At 76.7% G+C, this 19,204-nt stretch carries 9 protein-coding genes; 5 read left to right on the plus strand and 4 right to left on the minus strand.

The window, feature by feature from the left end:
• Positions 1-38: 38 nt before the first annotated feature.
• From DB32_RS23395 to DB32_RS47000, 3 genes are all read left to right on the plus strand, one after another.
• Complete coding sequence (locus tag DB32_RS23395) at positions 39-2,573, plus strand: tetratricopeptide repeat protein (protein ID WP_053234859.1); 2,535 nt, start codon at positions 39-41, stop codon at positions 2,571-2,573.
• A gap of 379 nt (positions 2,574-2,952) precedes the next feature.
• Complete coding sequence (gene sppA, locus DB32_RS23400; protein WP_053234860.1) at positions 2,953-4,704, plus strand: signal peptide peptidase SppA; 1,752 nt, start codon at positions 2,953-2,955, stop codon at positions 4,702-4,704.
• A gap of 75 nt (positions 4,705-4,779) precedes the next feature.
• A complete protein-coding gene (locus DB32_RS47000; protein WP_053234861.1) occupies positions 4,780-10,818 on the plus strand; it encodes a hypothetical protein in 6,039 nt (2,012 codons plus the stop codon).
• Positions 10,819-10,842: 24 nt separating this feature from the next.
• Here DB32_RS47000 and DB32_RS23410 read toward each other — a convergent pair whose 3' ends face one another.
• The 4 genes from DB32_RS23410 to DB32_RS23425 all read right to left on the minus strand — a co-directional run bounded on the left by DB32_RS23410 (position 10,843) and on the right by DB32_RS23425 (position 17,025).
• The gene (locus DB32_RS23410; RefSeq protein WP_053234862.1) at positions 10,843-11,538 is read right to left on the minus strand and encodes a hypothetical protein; all 696 of its coding nucleotides are present in this window, start codon (positions 11,536-11,538) and stop codon (positions 10,843-10,845) included.
• Between the two features lie 480 nt (positions 11,539-12,018).
• Positions 12,019-13,614, minus strand: a complete 1,596-nt coding sequence (gene aroB, locus DB32_RS23415; protein WP_053234863.1) for a 3-dehydroquinate synthase — start codon at positions 13,612-13,614, stop codon at positions 12,019-12,021.
• A gap of 874 nt (positions 13,615-14,488) precedes the next feature.
• Complete coding sequence (locus tag DB32_RS23420; RefSeq protein ID WP_075097989.1) at positions 14,489-15,724, minus strand: sigma-54-dependent Fis family transcriptional regulator; 1,236 nt, start codon at positions 15,722-15,724, stop codon at positions 14,489-14,491.
• On the minus strand, positions 15,721-17,025 hold the full coding sequence (locus tag DB32_RS23425) for a phosphodiester glycosidase family protein (RefSeq protein WP_083457669.1): 1,305 nt from the start codon (positions 17,023-17,025) through the stop codon (positions 15,721-15,723). The genes DB32_RS23420 and DB32_RS23425 overlap by 4 nt, the downstream gene beginning before the upstream one ends.
• 80 nt (positions 17,026-17,105) lie before the next feature.
• Between DB32_RS23425 and DB32_RS23430 the strand changes: the two genes are divergently transcribed.
• The gene (locus DB32_RS23430; RefSeq protein ID WP_053234866.1) at positions 17,106-18,485 is read left to right on the plus strand and encodes an aminopeptidase P family protein; all 1,380 of its coding nucleotides are present in this window, start codon (positions 17,106-17,108) and stop codon (positions 18,483-18,485) included.
• The gene (locus tag DB32_RS23435) at positions 18,485-19,186 is read left to right on the plus strand and encodes a phosphatase domain-containing protein (protein ID WP_053234867.1); all 702 of its coding nucleotides are present in this window, start codon (positions 18,485-18,487) and stop codon (positions 19,184-19,186) included. Before DB32_RS23430 ends, DB32_RS23435 begins: the two co-directional genes overlap by 1 nt.
• Positions 19,187-19,204 lie beyond the last annotated feature (18 nt).

The following is a 19,204-nucleotide window of genomic DNA, read 5'->3' on the forward strand; positions in this document are numbered from 1 at the left end:
CGGGTACCCTCGCGCGTCACCCACCGGAACACGCTTCGATGGACGTCACCTGCGAGCGCTGCGGGACCGAGTACGAGTTCGACGAGACGCTCGTCGCGGCGCGCGGGACCACGGTCAAGTGCACGAACTGCGGGCACCTCTTCAAGGTGTTCCGCCCGGGCGCCGCGGCAGCGTCGAGCGCGCCCGGCGACGCGCGCGTGTGGACCATTCGCCGCGCCGGCGGCGGGCCGAGCGAGAGCATCGCGTCGCTGAAGGAGCTGCAGCGCCGGATCACGCTCGGTCAGCTCACGCCGGACGACGAGATCTCGCGCAGCGGCGAGGGCTGGAAGCGCCTCGGCGACATCGCCGAGCTCCAGACGTTCTTCGCGGCGGCGCACGCCGGCCGCGGCGAGCGTCGCGACGCGACGGGCACCCAGCGCCGCGAGCCGACCGGCGCGAGCGCGACGCGGCGCGAGCCTGCGGGCCGCGAGCCTGCGGGCCGCGAGCCGACCGGCCGCGAGCCGACCGGGCGCGAGCCGACCGGCCGCGAGCCGACCGGCCGCCAGCCCACGGGGCGCGGCGACGATCGCCGGGCGTACGCGCCGACGATGGAGATGGCGGGCCCGGCACCGAGCGCGCCCCCCGCGGGCCGCGGCCAGGGCGCCGGCAAGTCGACGATGCTGGGCATGGGCGGCGCGAGCGCGCCGCCGCCGCGGCCGTCGTCGCAGCCGCTGCCCGCGGTCGACGAGATCAAGGGGCGCACCCTCGAGATGGCGGTGCCCCCGCCCGCCGGCGCACCGACGCCCTCGCAGGCGCCTCGGAGCGGCTCTGCGTCCGCGCCGCGCCCGGTGTCCGACGCCCACGCGACCACGCCCGGCGGCGCGCGCGCGCCCTCGGCGCGACCGCCCGCCCCGCCGCGCGCCGCGCCCCCGACGTCACGCCCGCCCGCGCCCACGCTCGGCGCGACGACGCCGGCGCCCCTGCCGCCTCCGCCGCACGCGCCGGCGAGCCCGTCCACGCCGGCGCCCCGCACGGCGACGCCGACGCCCTCGGGCGAGAAGCGCCCGTCGTTCCGCCCGCTCCACGTCGACGAGGACGACGATCAGCCGGCACGCCCCCGCGCGCGCAGCCGCAGCGGGCTCTGGGTCGCGCTGGTCGTGCTGCTCGCGATCGGCGGCGGCGTGGCGGCGGGATGGGACGGGATCGCGGCGCTGCTCGGCGGCGGCGAGGAGGCCGATCGCGCCGCGCCGTTCGTGGCCGCGGGCGACGAGGCGCTCCGGCTCGATCACGAGGACGCGTACGACGACGCGATCGCGCACTACACGAAGGCGCTCGCGTTCCGCGAGCACGACGCGCGCGCGCTCACCGGTCTGTCGCGCGCCCACGCGCTGATCGCGCAGCAGCACACGTTCGACGCGATCGATCTCGAGGCGCGCGCCGAGGCCGACGCGACGCTGCGCGGCGAGGCCGCGACGCTGAGGCGCGACGCGCGCGAGCACGCCGAGGATGCGCGCGAGCACGCCGAGGCGGCCGCGCGACACGGCGCGGGCGACGCCGACGCCGAGATCGCCCTGAGCGACGCGCTGCGGCTCGCCGGAGACCCGACGCTCTCGCGCTCGCGGCTCGATCGTGCGCGCACGCTGCGCAGCGCGCCGTCGGCCGAGGGCCTGCGCGTCGAGGCGCTGCTGGTCGCCGATCAGGCGGGCGCGATCGCGGCGGCGCGTCCGCTCGCCGAGCGCGCGATCGCGGAGGACCCGGGGCTCGTGCGCGCGCGCCTGCTGCTCGCGCGGGCCCACCTCGCGGCGGGCGACGTGAGCGCGGCGCAGCTCCAGCTGCAAGCCGTGCTCGATCGCGTCCCCGAGCACCCGATCGCCACCGCGATGCGCGCCGCGATCGACGCAGGACGTCCGCCCGCCGCGCCCGTGGTGGCGAGCGCCGACGCCGGCACGCCCGTCGCGGTGGCGCCGCCTCCCACGCCGACGCCTCCGCCGCCGACGACCACGACCAGCACCCCGCCGCCGACCCCGACGGTCGCGTCCCCGCCCACGACGCCGGCCGAGCCCGCGATGCCGCGCGGCTACGACGCGCTGGTGCGCGAGGCCGAGCAGCGCCTCGAGAACGGCGACACGCGGCGCGCCCGCGCGCTCTACGAGCAGGCGCTCCGCGAGCGCGCCGGGCCCGAGGCGAGCGCGGGGCTCGGCTTCGTGATGCTCGCCGAGGGCAACGTCCGCGGCGCGCTGACGCAGCTCGAGACCGCGGCGGATCGCGGGTACGCCGACGCGCTGATCGGCGTGGGCGACGCGCACCGGCGGCTCAACCAGCGCGAGCAAGCGCTCTCGGCGTACGAGCGCTACCTCGAGCGCGCGCCGAACGGCAGCCGCGCGTCGATCGCGCGCCGCCAGGCGGACCGACTGCGCACCGAGCTCGGCGCCAGCAGCGCTCCCGAGCCCACGCCGACGCCGCAGCCGACGCCCGAGCCGAGCGAGCCGGCGCCGGACACGACGCCGACCACCGCGCCCGACGAGCTCCCGGGACCGCGGGGCAGCACCGCGCCGCCGCCGAGCGACGTCCCCGCGATCGACTCCGAGCCCTGAAACGACGGCGAGACCGGGCACGCCATCGCCAGGGCGGCACCGGACACGCGGCCGAGGGCTCCCACACATTCTCCGCGCGGCCCCGGACACGCCGCCGGCGCCTCCGACACGTTCTCGCGGGGCCCCCGGACGCGCGGCGGAGGCCGCCCTGCGAATCCCCGGAACGCACCGGACACGCGGCGGGGGCCGCCCTGCGAATTCCAGGAACGCACCGGACACGCGGCGGAGGCCGCCCTGCGAGTCCCAGGAACGCACCGGACACGCGGCGGGGGCCGCCCTGCGAATCCCAGGACGCGTCCCGCCGAGCGTCCGGTGCCACCTCGTCGATCGATCGGGCCCGCGAGCGCTCGGGACGCGCTGGCCCTACCATCGCGTTCGCATGCGTCGCGCGCCCACCCCGCTCACCGCTCTCTTCGTCCTCGCCGCCTGCGGCGGCGATCCCGCCGCCGTCGACACCGAGACCGACGCGAACCCCGCGCGCCGCGAGCTCCGCGAGATCGTCCTGCTCGCGCCGCCCTCCGAGTCGGCGCAGCCCACGTTCTTCGAGCCGCCGCAGCCCGCCCTGCGCGACGTCGTGCAGCGCATCGACGACGCGCGCACCGACGAGCACGTCGTGTCGCTCTTCCTGCGCCTCGGCCCGATGGGCGGCGCGTGGGGCCGCATCGACGACGTCCGCGAGTCGCTCCAAGCGGTGCGCGACGCGGGCAAGCCCGTCCACTGTCACTTCGAGACGATCGACAACGCGGGCTACCTGCTCGCCGCGTCGGCGTGCGACCGGATCACCGTCACGCCCGCGGGCATGCTCGACACGGTCGGCGTCGCCGCGCAGGTCTTCTACGCGCGCTCGCTGCTCGACTCGATCGGCGTGAGCGCGGACCTGCTCCAGGTCGGCACGTTCAAGGGCGCGGCCGAGCCCTTCACGCGCCAGGACATGTCGCCCGAGATGCGCGAGTCGCTCGGCACGCTGCTCGACGATCTCCAGGCCGGCCTCGTGCAGGCGATGGTGACCGGCCGCGGCATGGACGCCGCGCACGCGCAGCAGGTGCTCGACGGCGGCCCGTACGACAGCGCGGGCGCGCTCGAGGCGCACCTCGTCGACGCGATCGAGTACGACGACGAGGCGCGCACCCGCGCCCGCGAGGCGGGCGGCGCGACGCGCAACGTCCGCGTCCGCCTCACGCCGGAGCAGGAGGACGTCACGATCGGCGACCTCATCGGCGCGCTCACGTCGGGCGAGCCCCCGGAGGGCGAGCCGGTCGGCCCGCACATCGTGCTCGCGTACCTCGACGGCGAGATCACCGACGCCGAGGAGAGCGGCACCGGCACCGGTCAGTCGGGGCCCTTCGTGCGCCGCATGCGCGAGCTCGCGGAGGACGAGGACGTGAAGGCGGTCGTGCTGCGCATCGACTCGCCCGGCGGGTCGGCGCTCGCGAGTGATCGCATGTGGCACGCGGTGCGGCGCATCGCGGGGCGCAAGCCGGTGATCGTCTCGGTCGGCGACATGGCGGCGAGCGGCGGCTACTACATCGCGTCGGCGGGCCACGACATCGTCGCGCACCCCGGCAGCATCGTCGGCTCGATCGGCGTGGTCGGCGGCAAGGTCGACGCGTCCGCGCTGATGTCGCGCCTCGGGATCCACGCCGAGACGATCACGCGCGGCGCGCACGCGGGCTGGTCGTCGCCCTCGGCGCCGTTCACCGACGAGGAGCGCGCGGTGCTGCGGCGGATGATGGAGGGCACGTACCAGCGCTTCGTGCAGCGCGTCTCGGAGGGCCGCGAGATGCCGGCGGAGCGCGTCCTCGCGTCGGCGGAGGGCCGCATCTGGAGCGGCCGTCAGGGCCTCGAGCGCGGCCTGGTCGATCGGCTCGGCGGGCTCGGCACCGCGGTCGCGATGGCGCGCGAGCGGGCGAGCCTCCCGGAGGACACCCAGATCGTCGAGTGGCCGGCGCGGCGCACGATGATCGAGACGCTGATGCACACGATGCAGGGCGGCGATCCCGCGGAGGACGCGGCCGCGGCGCTGATGCACGCCGAGCTCGGCCCGGCGGCGGGCGCGCTGCGCTGGGCGCGCCTGCTGCGCGAGGGCCAGCCGGTCGTGCTCGCGCTGCCGATCGGGCTCGACGTGCGGTGACGGACGCGCCGGGCGCGGCGGAGGCCGGGCGCGAAAGCCCCTTCTCCCCTGGCGCTCGGTGATAGAGTCGCGCGCGTGACGGAGGTCTGGGCGCCATCGCCGAGCCCCATCGCGCGCTTCCTCCTCGAGCTCGACGAGCGGGGCGCCGAGGGCGCGGTCGAGGTCGGAGAGCGCACGGTGGTGCTGCGGCGCGGCCGCGTGGTCGACGTGCGACGTGCGCCCGGCGATCCCTCGCTCCACGAGTTCCTGGCGAAGACGGGGCGCATCCGCGAGGAGGAGCGCGCCGCGCTCGGACGCCTCTCGGCGGACCCCGATCGCCTGCCCGAGGGCTCGACGCTGCTCTCGCACGACGCGCTCGCGGAGACGCTGCGCGCGCTCTGGCTCGACCGCCTGGTGCGCGGCATGGCGAAGGCGGAGAGCGAAGGTCGCGCGGTCCCGCCGCTGCGCCCCGAGGCGCCTCCGCCCCACGTCGCCGCCGAGGCATCGCTCGTCCCGCTGGTGCTCGACGCGCTCGAGCGGCGCGCCGCCGAGGGCGACGCCGAGCAGGTCGGCGCGCGCGCGACGCATCGCCTCGAGTGGCTCCAGGGCCCGCACACGGCGCGCGCGCGCCGCTGGGCAGGGCTCGACGCGGCCGAGAAGAGCGCGAAGGAGCCGCGCATCGCCGCGTTCCTGATGAGCGCGCCCGCGGCCGCGTCGCGCATCGCCGCGCTGGTCCGCGCCGGGCTCGCGCGCGTCGTCACGCCGGGCGCGAGCGCGCCTGCGCCCGCCCGCCGACTCCCCTCGCTGCCCGCGCCTGCGCCCGCGCCCGAGGCCGTTTCGATCCGCCCCGGCAACCTGTCGATCCCGCCGGCGCGCAGCGCGTCGATCCCGCCGCCGCGCCCCGCCGCGGTGCAGCTCTCGCCGGGCGCGGCCCAGGCGTTCGCGCAGATCGAGACGTTCGACCTCACGCTGCCCGAGCTCCCGCCCGCGACGCGCGCGCTCGACGACGCGCTCGATCCACTGGAGCGCGAGATCGCGGTGCTCGAGGAGTCGGGCGCGCCGGCCGTCGAGCGCGCCGCGGCGTGGCGCGCGGCCGCCGAGACCTGGCTCGAGCGCTACGCGAGCGTCGAGGAGCGCGAGCGCGCGCTGCGCGAGGCCGCCGCCGCGCTCGCCGAGGATCCCGAGACGCTGCTCGCCGCGGCCGACGCGTGCGCCGCGTGCGCGCACACCGACCTCGCGCTCGCGTACGGACGCGCCGCGGTCGGCGCCGCCGGCGAGGGGCCGCGCCGCGACGACGTGCTGATCGCGTACGCGCTCCTCGCGCGCCGCATCGGTCGCACCCAGGTCGCGCTCTCCGCGCTGCGCGCCGCGTCGGGCGGGGCACGCGCCGCGGATGCGCGCGCGATCACCGCGTCGATCGTGATCGCCCAGGGACGTCCCGCCGACGCCGCGGACGAGCTGCTCGGCGCGGCGACGCAGCTCGGCGAGAGCGACCCCGAGGGCGCCGCGTACCTCGTCGGGTGGGCGTGGTCGATCACGCCCGGCCACGAGCGCGCCGCCGACGCGATGGCGGCGTGGCACGCCGCGGCCCAGCGCGGTCCCGCGATCATCGCGCTGCGCGCGGACGCCGCCCGTCGCGCGAGCGAGCCCGACGTGCGGAGGCGCCTCCGCCTCGAGGCCGCGGAGCGCGCCGAGATGGACGAGCGCCCGCTGCTCGCCGCCGAGATGCTGCTGCGCGCGCTCGACGACGAGCCCGAGCTCGAGGTGCTCTACGAGCCGCTCGACGTCGACCTCGAGGCCGCGGGCGCGCTGGTCGAGCGCGCGGTCGTGCTCGAAGAGCTCGCGACGGTGTGCCCGCCCGAGGCGCGCCTCTCCTGGCTCACGCGCGCGGCCGACGCGCGCCTCGAGATCCCGGGCGACGGCAGCTGGGAGCTCGAGCTGCGCATCCGCTGCCTCGAGGTCGAGCCGACCGACGAGGGCGCCCGCGCCGCGATCCGACAGCAAGCCGAGGCCGCCGCCGATCCGATGCTGCTCGCCGACGCGCTGGAGCGGGCGATCCGCGCGTCGGGCTGGACGTCGGACGCCGCGCGCGCCGCGGCGCTCGAGGACCTCGCGCGCATCGCGGACGACGTGACCCACGAGCCGCTGCGCGCGGCGTGGGCGCGCTCGGTGGCGGCGGCGCTCGGCGGCGAGCCGATGTCGAAGGCGCGCGCGCGATTCGAGAGCACGATGCGCCCCGCGATGGCGCGCGCCGCGGAGCTCGATCGCCTCTCGCGCCAGGGCGAGCGCGCCGAGCGGCGCGACGCGACCCGCGGGCTCGCCGCGATCCTCGCGCAGGACCCGGAGCGTCGCGAGCGCGCGATCTCGCTGCTCGCGGGCATGATCGACGAGGGCTGGGACGACGGCGCGGGAGATCTCCTGGAGCGCATCCTCACGCTGCGCGGCGACGTCCCGGGGCGCATCCAGGTGCTCGAGCAGCGCGTCGAGCACGAGGGCCGGCGCATCGAGCGCGTGCGGCGCCTCCTCCGCATCGCGGGGCTCGAGGCGGTGCGCGGCGATCACCGCGCCGCCGCGCGCGCCTGCCTGCGCGTGCTGAACGAGGTGCCCGGGCACCGCGAGGCGATCGTCCGGCTGCGCCGCGCCGCGTCGCGCCTGGGCGACGACGCCTTGGTGCGCGATGCGCTCGCCCGCGAGTCGCGCCTCGCGCTCGCTCCGCCCGAGCGCGCTCGGGCTCTCACCGCGCTCGCCGCGCGCTGCGAGTCGGCCGGCGATCGCGAGGGCGCGCGCGTCGCCGCGATCGACGCGCTGCTCGCCGATCCCGAGGCCGCGGAGGCCGCGCTGATCCTCGCGCGCCGGCTCGCGACCGATCGTGGCAGCGCGCCGCCCGACGCGATCGCCCGCGCGCGCGCGCTCGTCGGCGACCTGCCGCCGCTGCTCGCCGCCGCGGTCCGCGCCGCGCCGCGCGAGCACGATCGCCTCGACGCGATCGAGCGATGGGCGCGCCTCGCGACGTACCAGGCCGAGCCCTGGCGCGACGCGCTGCAGGTCGCGCTCGAGCAGGGCGAGATCGATCTCGTGGTGCGCGCCGTCGAGGCCCTCACGCGCGATCCGCGCTGCGAGCCTGCGAGCATCGGCCCGATCGCGGACGCGCTCTCCGCGCTCGACGCGCGCGGCGCCGTCGAGCGCGCCGCGGCCCTCGCCGTCAGCAGCGCCGATCGCTTCGGCGAGGCCGGCGTCCCGCTCCGCGAGATCGCGAGCGCGCTCGCGCAGCGCGCCGGCTCGCCGATCTTCGTGATCGCCGCGCTGGAGCGGCGCCTCGCCGCGTCGAGCGACGAGGACGCGATCGCGACGCTGCGCGAGATCGCGGCCCAGCACGCGCGCGGCGGCGACGTGGCGGGCGAGGCGCGCGCGCTCCTCCGCGTGCTGGCGCGCGTGCCGCGCGACGAGCCGTCGATCACCCGCCTCGCCGAGATCTACGCGAGCACCGGCGAGCACGACCGGCTGATGGCGGCGCTCGCGCTGCGCGTCGCCGAGGGCGCGACCGACGACGAGCGCTTCGAGGGGCGCCTCGCGCTCGCCGCCGCGAGCATGCAGGTGCTCGGTGATCCCTCGGCCGCGGAGTCGTTCGCGCGCGCCGCGCTCGAGGAGCTGCCGCCGGTCGCCGACGAGCCTGCGCTGCAGCGCGTCGCGAAGACCGCGGGCGTGCTGGTCGCGATCGACTGCCCCGAGGCTGGCGTCGCGGTGATGCGCGACGAGGCGCGCCGCGCCGAGGGCGCGTGGGCGGGACGCCTCTGGGAGCGCGCCGCCGCGCGCGCCGCCCGCCACGCGGGCGACGTCGCGCTCGCGATCCAGCTGATCCACGAGGGCCTGCGCGCGGTGCCGGGCCACGGCGCGCTGCTCGTCGCGTTCGAGCAGCTCGCGCTCGAACGCCAGGACGTCGAGGACGCCAAGCGCACGTACGACGAGCTGATCACCCACGCGATGGGCGCGAGCGGACGGCGCGCCCTGCTCTATCGCCGCGCGCGCTGGCTCGAGCGCGCGGGCGCGGAGCGCGACGCGCTCGAGGCGTACCTCGAGGCCGCGCGTCACGCCGCGAGCAGCGGCGTCATCCTCACCGCGGTCGAGCGCCTGGCGCGCGCCACCGGTGACCTCGACGCGCTCGCGCGCGGCCTGCTCGTGCTCGCGGAGAACGCGCCGCACCCGATGGTGCGCCTCTCCATGATCCGACGCGCCGCGACGCTGCTGGACCAGGAGATCGGCCGTCCCGAGCACGCCTGGGAGGTGCTCTTCCCGGTGTGGAAGGAGACCGGCCTCAGCGAGCTCGAGGAGGAGCTCGGGCGGCTCGGCGCGCGCATGGGCGAGGCCTCGGCCGAGCTCGGTGAGCGCGCGTTCGGCGAGCTCTTCGGCGAGCTCGCGCGGCGCGCCGACGAGGCGTGGATGGCCGACGAGAAGGCCCGCCTCACGATGAAGGCCGCGCGCCTGCACGCCCTCGCGCGCGGCGATCTCGCGCGCGCCGAGCAGCTCGCGGACGAGGCCCTCGCCGCGCTGCGCGCCGAGGAGCCCGAGCCTTCGAAGATCGCGGGGGTGCTCGCCGAGCTCGCGAGCTGGCTGCGCCGCGATCCCCGCCGTCGCGAGGACGCCCGCGCGAAGGTGCGCGAGGCGCTCGAGGCCGACCCGACCAGCGACGACGCCAAGCGCGTCGCCGCCGAGCTCGGCGTCGCGGCGCCTTCGGGCCCGGCGTCGCTCGCCTCCGCGGTGTCGGTGATCGCGCATCCCGCGCCGTCCGAGCTGCCCGCGCCGGTGCCGAGCTACGCGACCTCGCCGTCGTACGCGCCGAGCCCGTCGCCCCCGTCGCGCGCGTCGACGCCCGAGCGCGCGCGCCCGGTCTCCAGCGCGAACGGCCACGCCGCGCCCTCGCCTTCGCTGCGCCCGTCGCGCCCGCCGGTCGCGCTGCCCGAGCCCGACGAGGAGGAGCCCGCCGAGCCCGGCGATCGCCCGTCGCGCATGGATCTCTGGCTCCCCGCGCCGCCCTCGCTGCCGCCCGCGCCCGGCGGGCCCTCGCCGATCGCGATGCCGGTCTCCGAGGACGAGCCGCTCGACGACGACGCGCTCGACGATCTCGAGGCGCGCGCCCGCGCGCTCGCCGCGAGCGACGACGATCTCCTCGAGGCCGCCGCGCTCTTGCGCGCCGCGCTCGTGATCGATCCCGGTCGTGCCGCCGCGATCGAGCTGCTCGGCGAGATCGCGACGCGCGCCGGCGCGCGCGGCGCGGCGTACGTCGCGCACGCCGTCCTCTCGGCGTTCGATCCGCGCCGCAGCGCGCCCGCGATCCAGGCGCTCGATGCGCGCTCGCTCGCCGACGCGCGCGGCACGCTGCTGCGCAACCCCGCGCACGAGAGCGCACGGCGGCTGCTCGCGCTCGTGTGGGAGTCGGCGCTGCCGCTCTTCCGGGTGTCGCTCCAGCAGCTCGGGATCCTCGGCACCGATCGCGTCGGGCCGCACACCGGCTCGGGCATCGGGCGCGCGCTCGCCGCGACGCTCGATGCGCTGCCCGAGGGCGACGACGTGACGCTCTTCGCGACGCGCGGCGCGGGAACCGGCGTGGTGCCGATCCGCACCCATCCTCCGGCCGTCCTCGTCGGCGCCGACGCGCCGGGCGACGATCGCTCGCTGCGCTTCCTGCTCGGCCGCGCGATCGAGCTCGCGCGCCCCGAGCACGTGCTGCTCGCGACGCTCTCCGACGACGAGGGCCGGACGCTCTACGCCGCGCTGCGCGCCGCGTTCGGTCCCGCCGAGGGCGCGCAGGTCGCGCGCGAAGCGGCGGCGCTCGCGTCGCAGCTCTGGCGCACGATCCCGACGCGCAACCAGCGCGACGTGCGCGAGCTGCTGCTCGACTCGGAGAGCACGCTCGACTGGGACGCGCAGCGCGCGTCGGTGCTCGGCGGCGCGGCGCGCGCCGGGCTCGTCGCGTCGGGCGACGTGCGCGCGTCGATCGCGGCGCTGCGCGCGCTCGAGGCTCAGCAGAGCGGGACGCGCCCGCCGAGCGCGCTCGAGGACGCGGTCGCCGAGTCGGGCGCGCTCGCGGACCTGCTGCGCTTCGCGTTCGGCGACGCGTTCATCGGCGCGCTGCGTTGATCGCTGCAGCGCCGCGCTGCGCGTTCAGGGCCCGCACGCCGCCGCGGCGGCGCTGACCGCGTCCTGCCCCGGACGGCACGACGGCACGTTGATCGGCATGCTCATCTCGTCGAGCTGGCACTGGAAGAGGCAGCCGTCGCACAGCGAGACGACCATCTGGAACTCGGCGGTCGTCTGCGTCGAGTCGCCGGACGTCGTCCCCGTCAGCTGGACCTGCGCGACGATCGTCCCGGTCCGGCCCTGGAGCGCGTCGCCGTAGATGCTCGGGATCACCTCGACCGTCACCGCGCCACGACCGTACTCGGTCGCGTCGGCCGCGGACGGCACGTAGCCGCTCGCCGGCACCCGGAAGCGCGTCGGCAGGTCGCCGAGATCCAGCGGCGAGCCGTCGATCGCCTCGAGCGAGACCTCCGCTTCCTCGACGAAGAACGAGTTCGGGTCCGCCATGATCGGGAAGTCCGAGCGGCCGAGGTTCAAGAACCGGTTCACGACCTGGAAGCTCGCGGCGTAGCGGATCCCGCCGGGCCGAATCGCGTTGAACAGCGGCGACGTGTCGAGGGTCGGGCTCGCCAGGAACGTCGGGTCGGTGCCCGGGTCGAGCGTGCACATCGCGGCGTCGCTGAACGCGAGCACGCCCTCGATCTCGATCCCCGGGTTCGATTCGGCGCAGCCGGCGAGCGCGAGCAGAAGAGCGAGGAACGACCCAACCCTGGCGTGCATGGATCCAGCGTACGCCCGGCGCCGCGGCGCAGCCAAATTGCAGTCGAAGGCGGGTCCCTACATCGGCTCGCCCGCTGGTCCCTACCGTCCGCGCGCTTCGCGCGCTCCCGTCCGCGACCTGCGGTCCGAGCACTCCGGCAAGGTCATCGGCTCGCCCGCTGGTCCCTACCGTCCGCGCGCTTCGCGCGCTCCCGTCCGAGACCTGCGGTCCGAGCACTCCGGCAAGGTCATCGGCTCGCCCGCTGGTCCCTACCGTCCGCGCGCTTCGCGCGCTCCCGTCCGCGACCTGCGGTCCGAGCACTCCGGCAAGGTCATCGGCTCGCCCGCTGGTCCCTACCGTCCGCGCGCTTCGCGCGCTCCCGTCCGCGACCTGCGGTCCGAGCACTCCGGCAAGGTCATCGGCTCGCCCGCTGGTCCCTACCGTCCGCGCGCTTCGCGCGCTCCCGTCCGCGACCTGCGGTCCGAGCACTCCGGCAAGGTTCAGCCGCGCGTGGCGATGCGCTGGAGCTCCTCGATCGCGATCATCCGCAGCCCGACCGTGCCCGCCGCCCCCGGGGACACGAAGCGCACGTCGCGGCCCTTGCGCTTCTTGTCCGCGCCCACGAACGCCAGCGCGGTGTCGTCGAGGTAGCGCTCGGGATCGGTCGGCAGCCCGAGGCGCGCCAGCAGCGCGATCATCCGTCGCTCGTCGTCCTGCCGCGCGTCGCCGAGCGCGCGCGCCACCCGCACCGCCGCGACCATCCCGCGCGCGACGGCCTCGCCGTGGCGCATCGTGTACCCGCTCGCGGCCTCGATCGCGTGCCCGAGCGTGTGCCCGAGGTTCAGGAGCGCGCGCGGGCCGCGCTCGTGCTCGTCCTCGGCGACGATGCGCGCCTTCAGCGCGACCGACATCCGGACCGCGCGCATCGTCGCCTCGCCGTCGCCCGCGAGCAGCGCGTCGGCGTCGCGCTCGAGCGTCGCGATCGCGTCCTCGGAGTCGATCCACGCCGACTTCACGACCTCGGCGAGCCCGGCGATGCGCTCGGCGCGATCGAGCGTCGAGAGCGCGTCCACGTCGCACAGCACGGTGCGCGGCTGGTGGAACGATCCGATCAGGTTCTTGCCCTGCGCGCGATCGAAGCCGGTCTTCCCGCCGACCGAGCTGTCGACCATCGCGAGCAGCGACGTCGGGATCTGCGCGAGCACGATGCCGCGCAGGATCGTCGACGCAGCGAACGCAGCGAGGTCCCCCACCACCCCGCCGCCGACCGCGACGACCGCGCCGTGGCGATCGATGCCCGCCTCGAGCGCCGCGTCCCAGATGCGCTCGACCGACGCGATCGTCTTGTGCTGCTCGCCGGGCGGGAGCGTCACCGACGCCGCGCGCAGCCCTGCGCCCTCGACGTAGCGGCGCGCGCTCGCGGCCCACGGCGACTCGACGTTCGCGTCGCCGGCGACCACCGCGATGCCCGAGACGCCCGCCTCGCGCAGCCGCGCGCCGACGCGCGACGCGATGCCCGATCCGATCTCGACGCGGTAGCTGCGCTCGCCGAGCGCGACCGCGACCGGGCGCTCGCGCGCGACGCGCAGCACGTCCTCGGCGATCGTGCTCGCGTCGCGACCGCGGGTGTCGATGCGCGCGTGGCACTCCGCGTACGCGGAGGCGCGCTCCTCGAGGAGGCTCGTGAGCACGCGCGTGGTGTCGCTCGCGGTCGCGAGCAGCGGCCGATCGTCGGCGCCCGCGACGCGCCGGGCGAGCTCGTCGGGCGGCGCGTGGAGCGTCACGAGGGTGCCGCGCGCGAGGAGCATCCGGCGCGTCGCGGTGTCGGTCACGGTGCCGCCGCCGAGCGCGACGACGCGCGCGCCGGGCTCGCTGGCGACGCGCGCCGCGGCCTCGCGCTCGATGGCGCGGAAGACGGGCTCCCCGCGATCGCGGAAGATCGCGCGCACCGACGCGCCCTGCTCGGCCTCGATGCGCGCGTCGAGATCGACGAAGGGCACGCCGAGCCGATCCGCGAGGACGCGCCCCACGGTGGACTTCCCGCTGCCCATCGGGCCGGAGAGGAAGACCGGGGCGGGCGCGGAGTCGAGGGTCATGGTGCCCGGCAGACTGTCCGCGGGCGCGGCCGAGTGCACGCGCCAATCCGAGGCGGCCGGCGGGACCGGCCGGCGGGGGCCAGGGCGACGGCGACGGCGGGGGCGAGGGCGACGGCGACGGCGGGGGCGAGGGCGACGGCGACGGCGGGGGCGACGGCGGGGGCGACGGCGGGGCGACGGCCGGCGCGAGGGCGAGGGCGACGGCCGGCGCGAGGGCGAGGGGCGCGAGGGGCGAGCTCGCGGGCGAATGGCGCGGGAGCCGCTGGATCGGACGTGACGGGCCAGATCCGGCGTGGGGTCGCGTCCGTTCGCCATTTCGCGCGACCGGAGGCGGCATCTCGGGCGAAATGGCCAAAACACGCGAGTTTTGGTCCCCAGACGCCCGAATTGGTCATTTCGCGCGTCTGGGGACCTTCTCGTGCAGTCCTACGGTCGCGCCGGGGGTGCCCAGACGCTTCCAACGGCCAATTCGCGCGAGTTGACCAGCAGAATCATTGAGGAATGCCCGACCTGCGAATCGTTCCCGGCACGACCGCGCGCAGCCGGGGATCGTCGACTTCGCGCTCAACCTGCCGATCTCACGACGAAATCGCGCGATCGCGCGCACCGACGGCGCAGCCGGGCATGGCGCGGCCCGTGTCGGTTCGGCGCGCTCGAACGGCGTCCATCACGCCGATCGCGCCAGAGTGCCCGTCCGTTCTCGTCGCGCTCCTGCGCTCGAGCGCACGCTGCCCGCGACAACCGTGATGCTCTCGAGGCGAACGGCCCCCGCACGCGATTCGAGCGGCTCCGCCGCACGCCGGGATCCGGAGCCCGCGCAGTCCCGAGCCGCAGCGGTTCCCCGCCAGCGACGCGGACCCGGCCCCCGACCCCGTCAGCGCAGGTTGTGCTTCTTCGCCAGCCGCGCGAGGTGGTTGCGGTCGAGCCCGGCCTCCGCCGCCGCGCGGCTGAGGTTTCCGCCCGCGCGCTCCAGCAGCTGCGCGACGTAGCCGCGCTCGAACGCGTCGAGCAGGCGATCCTTCGCCTCCTTGAACGGCATCCGCGCGAGCTCGTCCGTCACCTGCTCGCCCGGGGGCGACGAAGGACGCGCCGGCACCGCGCTCCGCAGCAGCGTCTCTTCGATCGTGCGGCGCAGCTCGCGCACATTGCCGTCGAAGCGCTGGACGCGCAGCTGCCCCAGCTCCGCCGCGCCGAGGCGCAGCTCCGGATAGCCGAGCTCCTCGAGCAGCGCGTGCACGAGGCGCGGCAGATCCTCGAGCCGCTCACGCAGCGGCGGCACCTCGACGCGCACCGACGCGAGGTGGAACCAGAGATCGCGACGCAGCGCGCCGCGCTCCACGAGCGCGCGCGGATCGCCCCGGCTCGTCGCGAGCACGCGCACGTCGATGCCCTCGCGCTCGCGGCGATCGAGCGCCGCGGAGAGCGCGTCCTGCACCGCGCCGCTCGCCTCGTCGATGCGCTCGAGCAGCAGCGTGCCGCCGAGCGCCGAGCTCATCGCGGGGCCCACCGCCGCCGCCGGCACGCCGCCGAGCTCGATCACCACGAAGGGCCCGCGCGCGCGGCTCGAGGCGTCGTGGATCGCGCGCGCCGCTTCCGTCTTCCCCGTGCCGGGCTCGCCGTGGATGAGCACTGCGACCTCGGTCGCGGCGACGCGCTCGAGCTGCCCGAAGAGCCTCCGCATCGCCGGGCTCGATCCCACGAGCCGACCGAAGCGCGTCGCCTCCGACGGCGCGTCGGGGAGCGGCACGTCCGACGGCAACAGCTCGACGCGCGTCCGCCCGAGCCGCACCTCCGAGCCCACCGGCACGAGCACGCTCTCGATGCGCGACTCGCCGACGAACGTGCCGTTCGTCGACCGCAGATCCTTCACCCGCACGCCCGCCGGCAGGAGCGCGAGCTCCGCGTGGTAGCGCGACACCGTGGTGTCGGTGAGCACGAGGTCCGCCTGCGGGTGGCTGCCGACCACCATCGTGCCCTGATCGAGCTCGCGCTCGATCCCGCGATCCGGGCCCGACGCCACGCGCACCCGCACGCGGCGCAGCACCAGCGTCCCGCCCGCGTCCGTCGCGAGCACGCCCGTGCCCGGGCCGATCCGGCTCGTCGCGCTCACGCGCGCCTCCCTCGTCGCATCCACACCACCACGGCCGCGAGCATCGCGAGGATCGCGGCCGCGCGCCAATCCGTGCGCGCGCCGTTCACGACGCACCCGCAGCCGCCGCCGATGCTGGTGCGGCTGCCCTCGCCTGCGTCGACGCCTCCGGCGTCCGGCTCACCGGCGTCGACGATCGGGAAGACCCCGGCGTCGATCCCGCGGGGCGGCGCGGCGCACTCCGCCGTCCCGCTCCCCGGCGTCATCTGGAAGCTGCACCACTCCTCGTACCCCGGCGGGACCGTGCAGACCTTGCATTCGTCGCGATAGCCGGCGAGCGAGGCGTGGACGATGTACGTGCGCGCCGCGATGTCGAGCTGCCAGTACGCGCTCGAGTTCGGGCGGGGCATGGCGACGAGGCGACCGTCGGTGCTCTCCACGCGGTACGTCCCGCCGGGCAGGCGCGTGTGATCGGGGAGCTCCATGACGCTGCGCAGCAGGCCGGTCGCACCGTCGGCGCGGTCCACGATGCCGAGGAACGGGCCCGCAGCGCGCAGCGCGCCGTCGCTCGAGGGGATCTCCGCGACCGCGCCCGCGGTCGTGAGCGCGCTGGTCGCTCCCTCGCCGATGCGGATCGCGTCGTGCGCGCCGGCCTCGCTCGCGAGCGCGCCGAGCTCGGGATCGGTCACGCCCTCGCTCGTCGCGGTCCAGCCCTCCACGACGACGATCACGAGGGTGCGCCCGTCGCTCGAGATGCCCACCGCGGTGCGCGGCCGTCGCTCGCACCCGTCGCCCTCGCACGCGGTGATCGGCGCGCCCGCGCGCACGACCTCGACGCCCGACACGGCCGAGCGCATCCACGCCTCGACGGGGACCGTCTGCACCGCGGGAACGACGAGGCCGGCGCCCTGCGCGTCGAGCGCGAGCACCGCGCGGGTGCCGTCGTCGGCGGTGCCGGGCCATGGCTCGCCCTCGGCGATCGTGAGGCCCTCGGGATCCCAGCCCGGGAAGCGGAACGCGCCGCCCTGCACCGCGAGCACCGCGCCCGGCACCGACGCGCGCCACGCGCTCGCGGTCTGTCCGCGCTCGCCGCTGCGCGCGACGCGCACCCCGACGTCGCTGGCCGCCAGGTCGGCGTGGGCCACCGACCAGCGCCGCCCGTCCTCGGTGCAGCGTTGCACGGTCACGCCGGTCGAGAGCGTGGCCTCGGCCTCGCATTCCGCGCGCGCCGACGACGCCGCCAGCGTCACCGCGATCACCAGGACCGCGGTGGGCGCCGAGGCGGAGTGTCCCGTGAGGTCGGGGCGGCGGCCGGAAAGCACGTCGCGACGAGCATAGCAGCCACACCCGCGGGCGTGCGTGCGCTCCTGCCCGCGGGCGGCCCGGCTCCTATACTCCGCCGATGCTGCTCCCGCGGATCGACACCGCCGCGCTCGTCGCGCGCAGAGCGCGCCTCTCGAAGGCGCTCGAAGGCGCGCCCGCGCTGATCGCGGCCGGTGCGCCGAGCCCTCGCAACTACCGCGCGAACCCCTGGCCGTACCGCGCGGCGAGCCACTTCCTGTACCTCGCGGGCGCTCCGATCCCGGGCGCGTTCCTGCTGCTCGAGGGCGATGCGGCGACGCTCTTCGTCGAGACGCCCGACGACGACGACGAGCTCTGGCACGGACCGAGCGCGTCCCTCGCCGATCTCGCGGCCGCCGTCGGATGCGCAGTGCGCGACGCGAGCGATCTGCCGCGCGTGCTCGCGGGCCGCCGCGTCGCGACGCTGCCCGCGATCGACGCGCCGACCCGCGAGCGGCAGAGCGATCTGCTGGGACGGCCGGTGCGCTACGGCGCGCTCGCCGAGGACGACGCCGCGCTCGCCGACGCGATGATCGCGCTGCGCCTGGTGCACGACGAGGCCGCGATCCGAGGGCTGCGCGAGGCGGCGGACGGCACGGCCGCGGCGCACCTCGCGGGCATGCGCGCGACGCGCGTCGGGCTGCGCGAGCACGCGATCCGCGGCGCGATGGAGAGCGCGCTCCTGACGCGCGGGATGGGCACCTCGTACCAGTCGATCGTGACGGTGCACGGCGAGGTGCTGCACAACCACGGGTACGGCCACGAGCTGCGCGAGGGCGATCTGCTGCTCGCCGACGTCGGCGCGGAGACCGAGGGCGGCTGGGCCGGAGACGTGACGCGCACCTGGCCGGTGAGCGGTCGGTTCAGCGAGACGCAGCGCTCGATGTACGAGCTCGTGCTCACCGCGAACCGCGCCGCGATCGAGAAGGTCGCGCCGGGCGTTCGTTATCGGGACGTGCACCTCGCGTCGTGCCACGTGATCGCGCGCGGGCTCGTCGATCTCGGCGTGCTGCGCGGCGATCCCGAGGAGCTCGTCGCGGACGGAGTGCACGCGCTCTTCTTCCCGCACGGCGTGGGGCACCTGATCGGGCTCGACGTGCACGACATGGAGGACCTCGGCGATCGCGCGGGGTACGCGCCGGGGCGCACGCGCTCGTCGCAGTTCGGGCTCTCGTACCTGCGCCTCGATCGCGATCTCGCGCCGGGGATGGCGGTGACGATCGAGCCCGGCTTCTACGTCGTGCCCGCGATCCTGCGCGATCCGAAGCTGAAGGCGATCGCGCGCGATCGCATCGATCACGCGACGCTCGAGCGGTTCGCGGACGTGCGCGGCATCCGCGTCGAGGACGACGTGCTCGTGACCGCGACGGGCGCCGAGGTGCTCACGAGCGCGATCCCGAAGACGGTGCGCGACGTCGAGCACGCGGTGGGCGGAGGCTGATGCGCTTCGGCTGGTTCCAGGTCGTGCTCGGCCTCGTGCTGATCGGGTGCGCGGGGTGGATCGGCGGGCCCGCGTGGGCGCTCACGTGGCCCGCGCTCGCGGTGATCGCGGTGGGGCTCGGCTATCTCGGGCTCGGGCCGGGCGTGTTCGGCAAGCGCGAGGACGGATCGCTGCGCACGCCGCACTTCGTGCTGCTCTTCCCGTATCACGTGGTCGCGTGGCTGCGCGTGCGCTGGGACGCGTGGCGGCATCGCGAGGACGCGTGGAACGAGGTCGCGCCGGGGCTCTACCTCGGGCGCATCGTCGGCGCGGAGGCGCTGCCCCCCGGGACGCGCGTCGTCGTGGATCTGACGAGCGAGTTCGCGTGCGGCGCGGCGATGCGCGACGGGCGCGACTATCACTGCTTGCCGGCGCTCGACACGTCGGTGCCGCGCTACGCGGACTTCGCGCGGCTGGCGCGCGCGATCGCGGCGCACGAAGGGCCCGTCTACGTGCACTGCGCGGCGGGGCACGGTCGCAGCGCGACGTTCGCGGCGGCGCTGCTCATCGCGCGCGGTCAGGCGGGCGACGTCGACGAGGCCGAGGCGAAGCTGCGCGCGGCGCGACCGACGGTGCACCTGCATCGCGGGCAGCGCGCGATGGTGCAGCGCTTCGCCGAGGAGCTGCGCGCGCGCGCGACGCCGTCGCTCGCGACGGCGTGAGCGCGGGGCCTGGACGCG

Origin of the sequence: Sandaracinus amylolyticus (genome assembly GCF_000737325.1) — a bacterium.
GTDB classification, from domain to species: Bacteria; Myxococcota_A; Polyangia; order Polyangiales; family Sandaracinaceae; genus Sandaracinus; species Sandaracinus amylolyticus.

Bases quoted from the DNA above. Each gene is read 5' to 3' on its own strand.
- DB32_RS23395 (WP_053234859.1), top strand. From the start codon at position 39: ATGGACGTCACCTGCGAGCGCTGCGGGACCGAGTACGAGTTCGACGAG.
- DB32_RS23410 (WP_053234862.1), bottom strand. From the start codon at position 11,538: ATGCACGCCAGGGTTGGGTCGTTCCTCGCTCTTCTGCTCGCGCTCGCC.
- DB32_RS23430 (WP_053234866.1), top strand. From the start codon at position 17,106: ATGCTGCTCCCGCGGATCGACACCGCCGCGCTCGTCGCGCGCAGAGCG.
- DB32_RS23435 (WP_053234867.1), top strand. From the start codon at position 18,485: ATGCGCTTCGGCTGGTTCCAGGTCGTGCTCGGCCTCGTGCTGATCGGG.
- sppA (WP_053234860.1), top strand. From the start codon at position 2,953: ATGCGTCGCGCGCCCACCCCGCTCACCGCTCTCTTCGTCCTCGCCGCC.
- aroB (WP_053234863.1), bottom strand. From the start codon at position 13,614: ATGACCCTCGACTCCGCGCCCGCCCCGGTCTTCCTCTCCGGCCCGATG.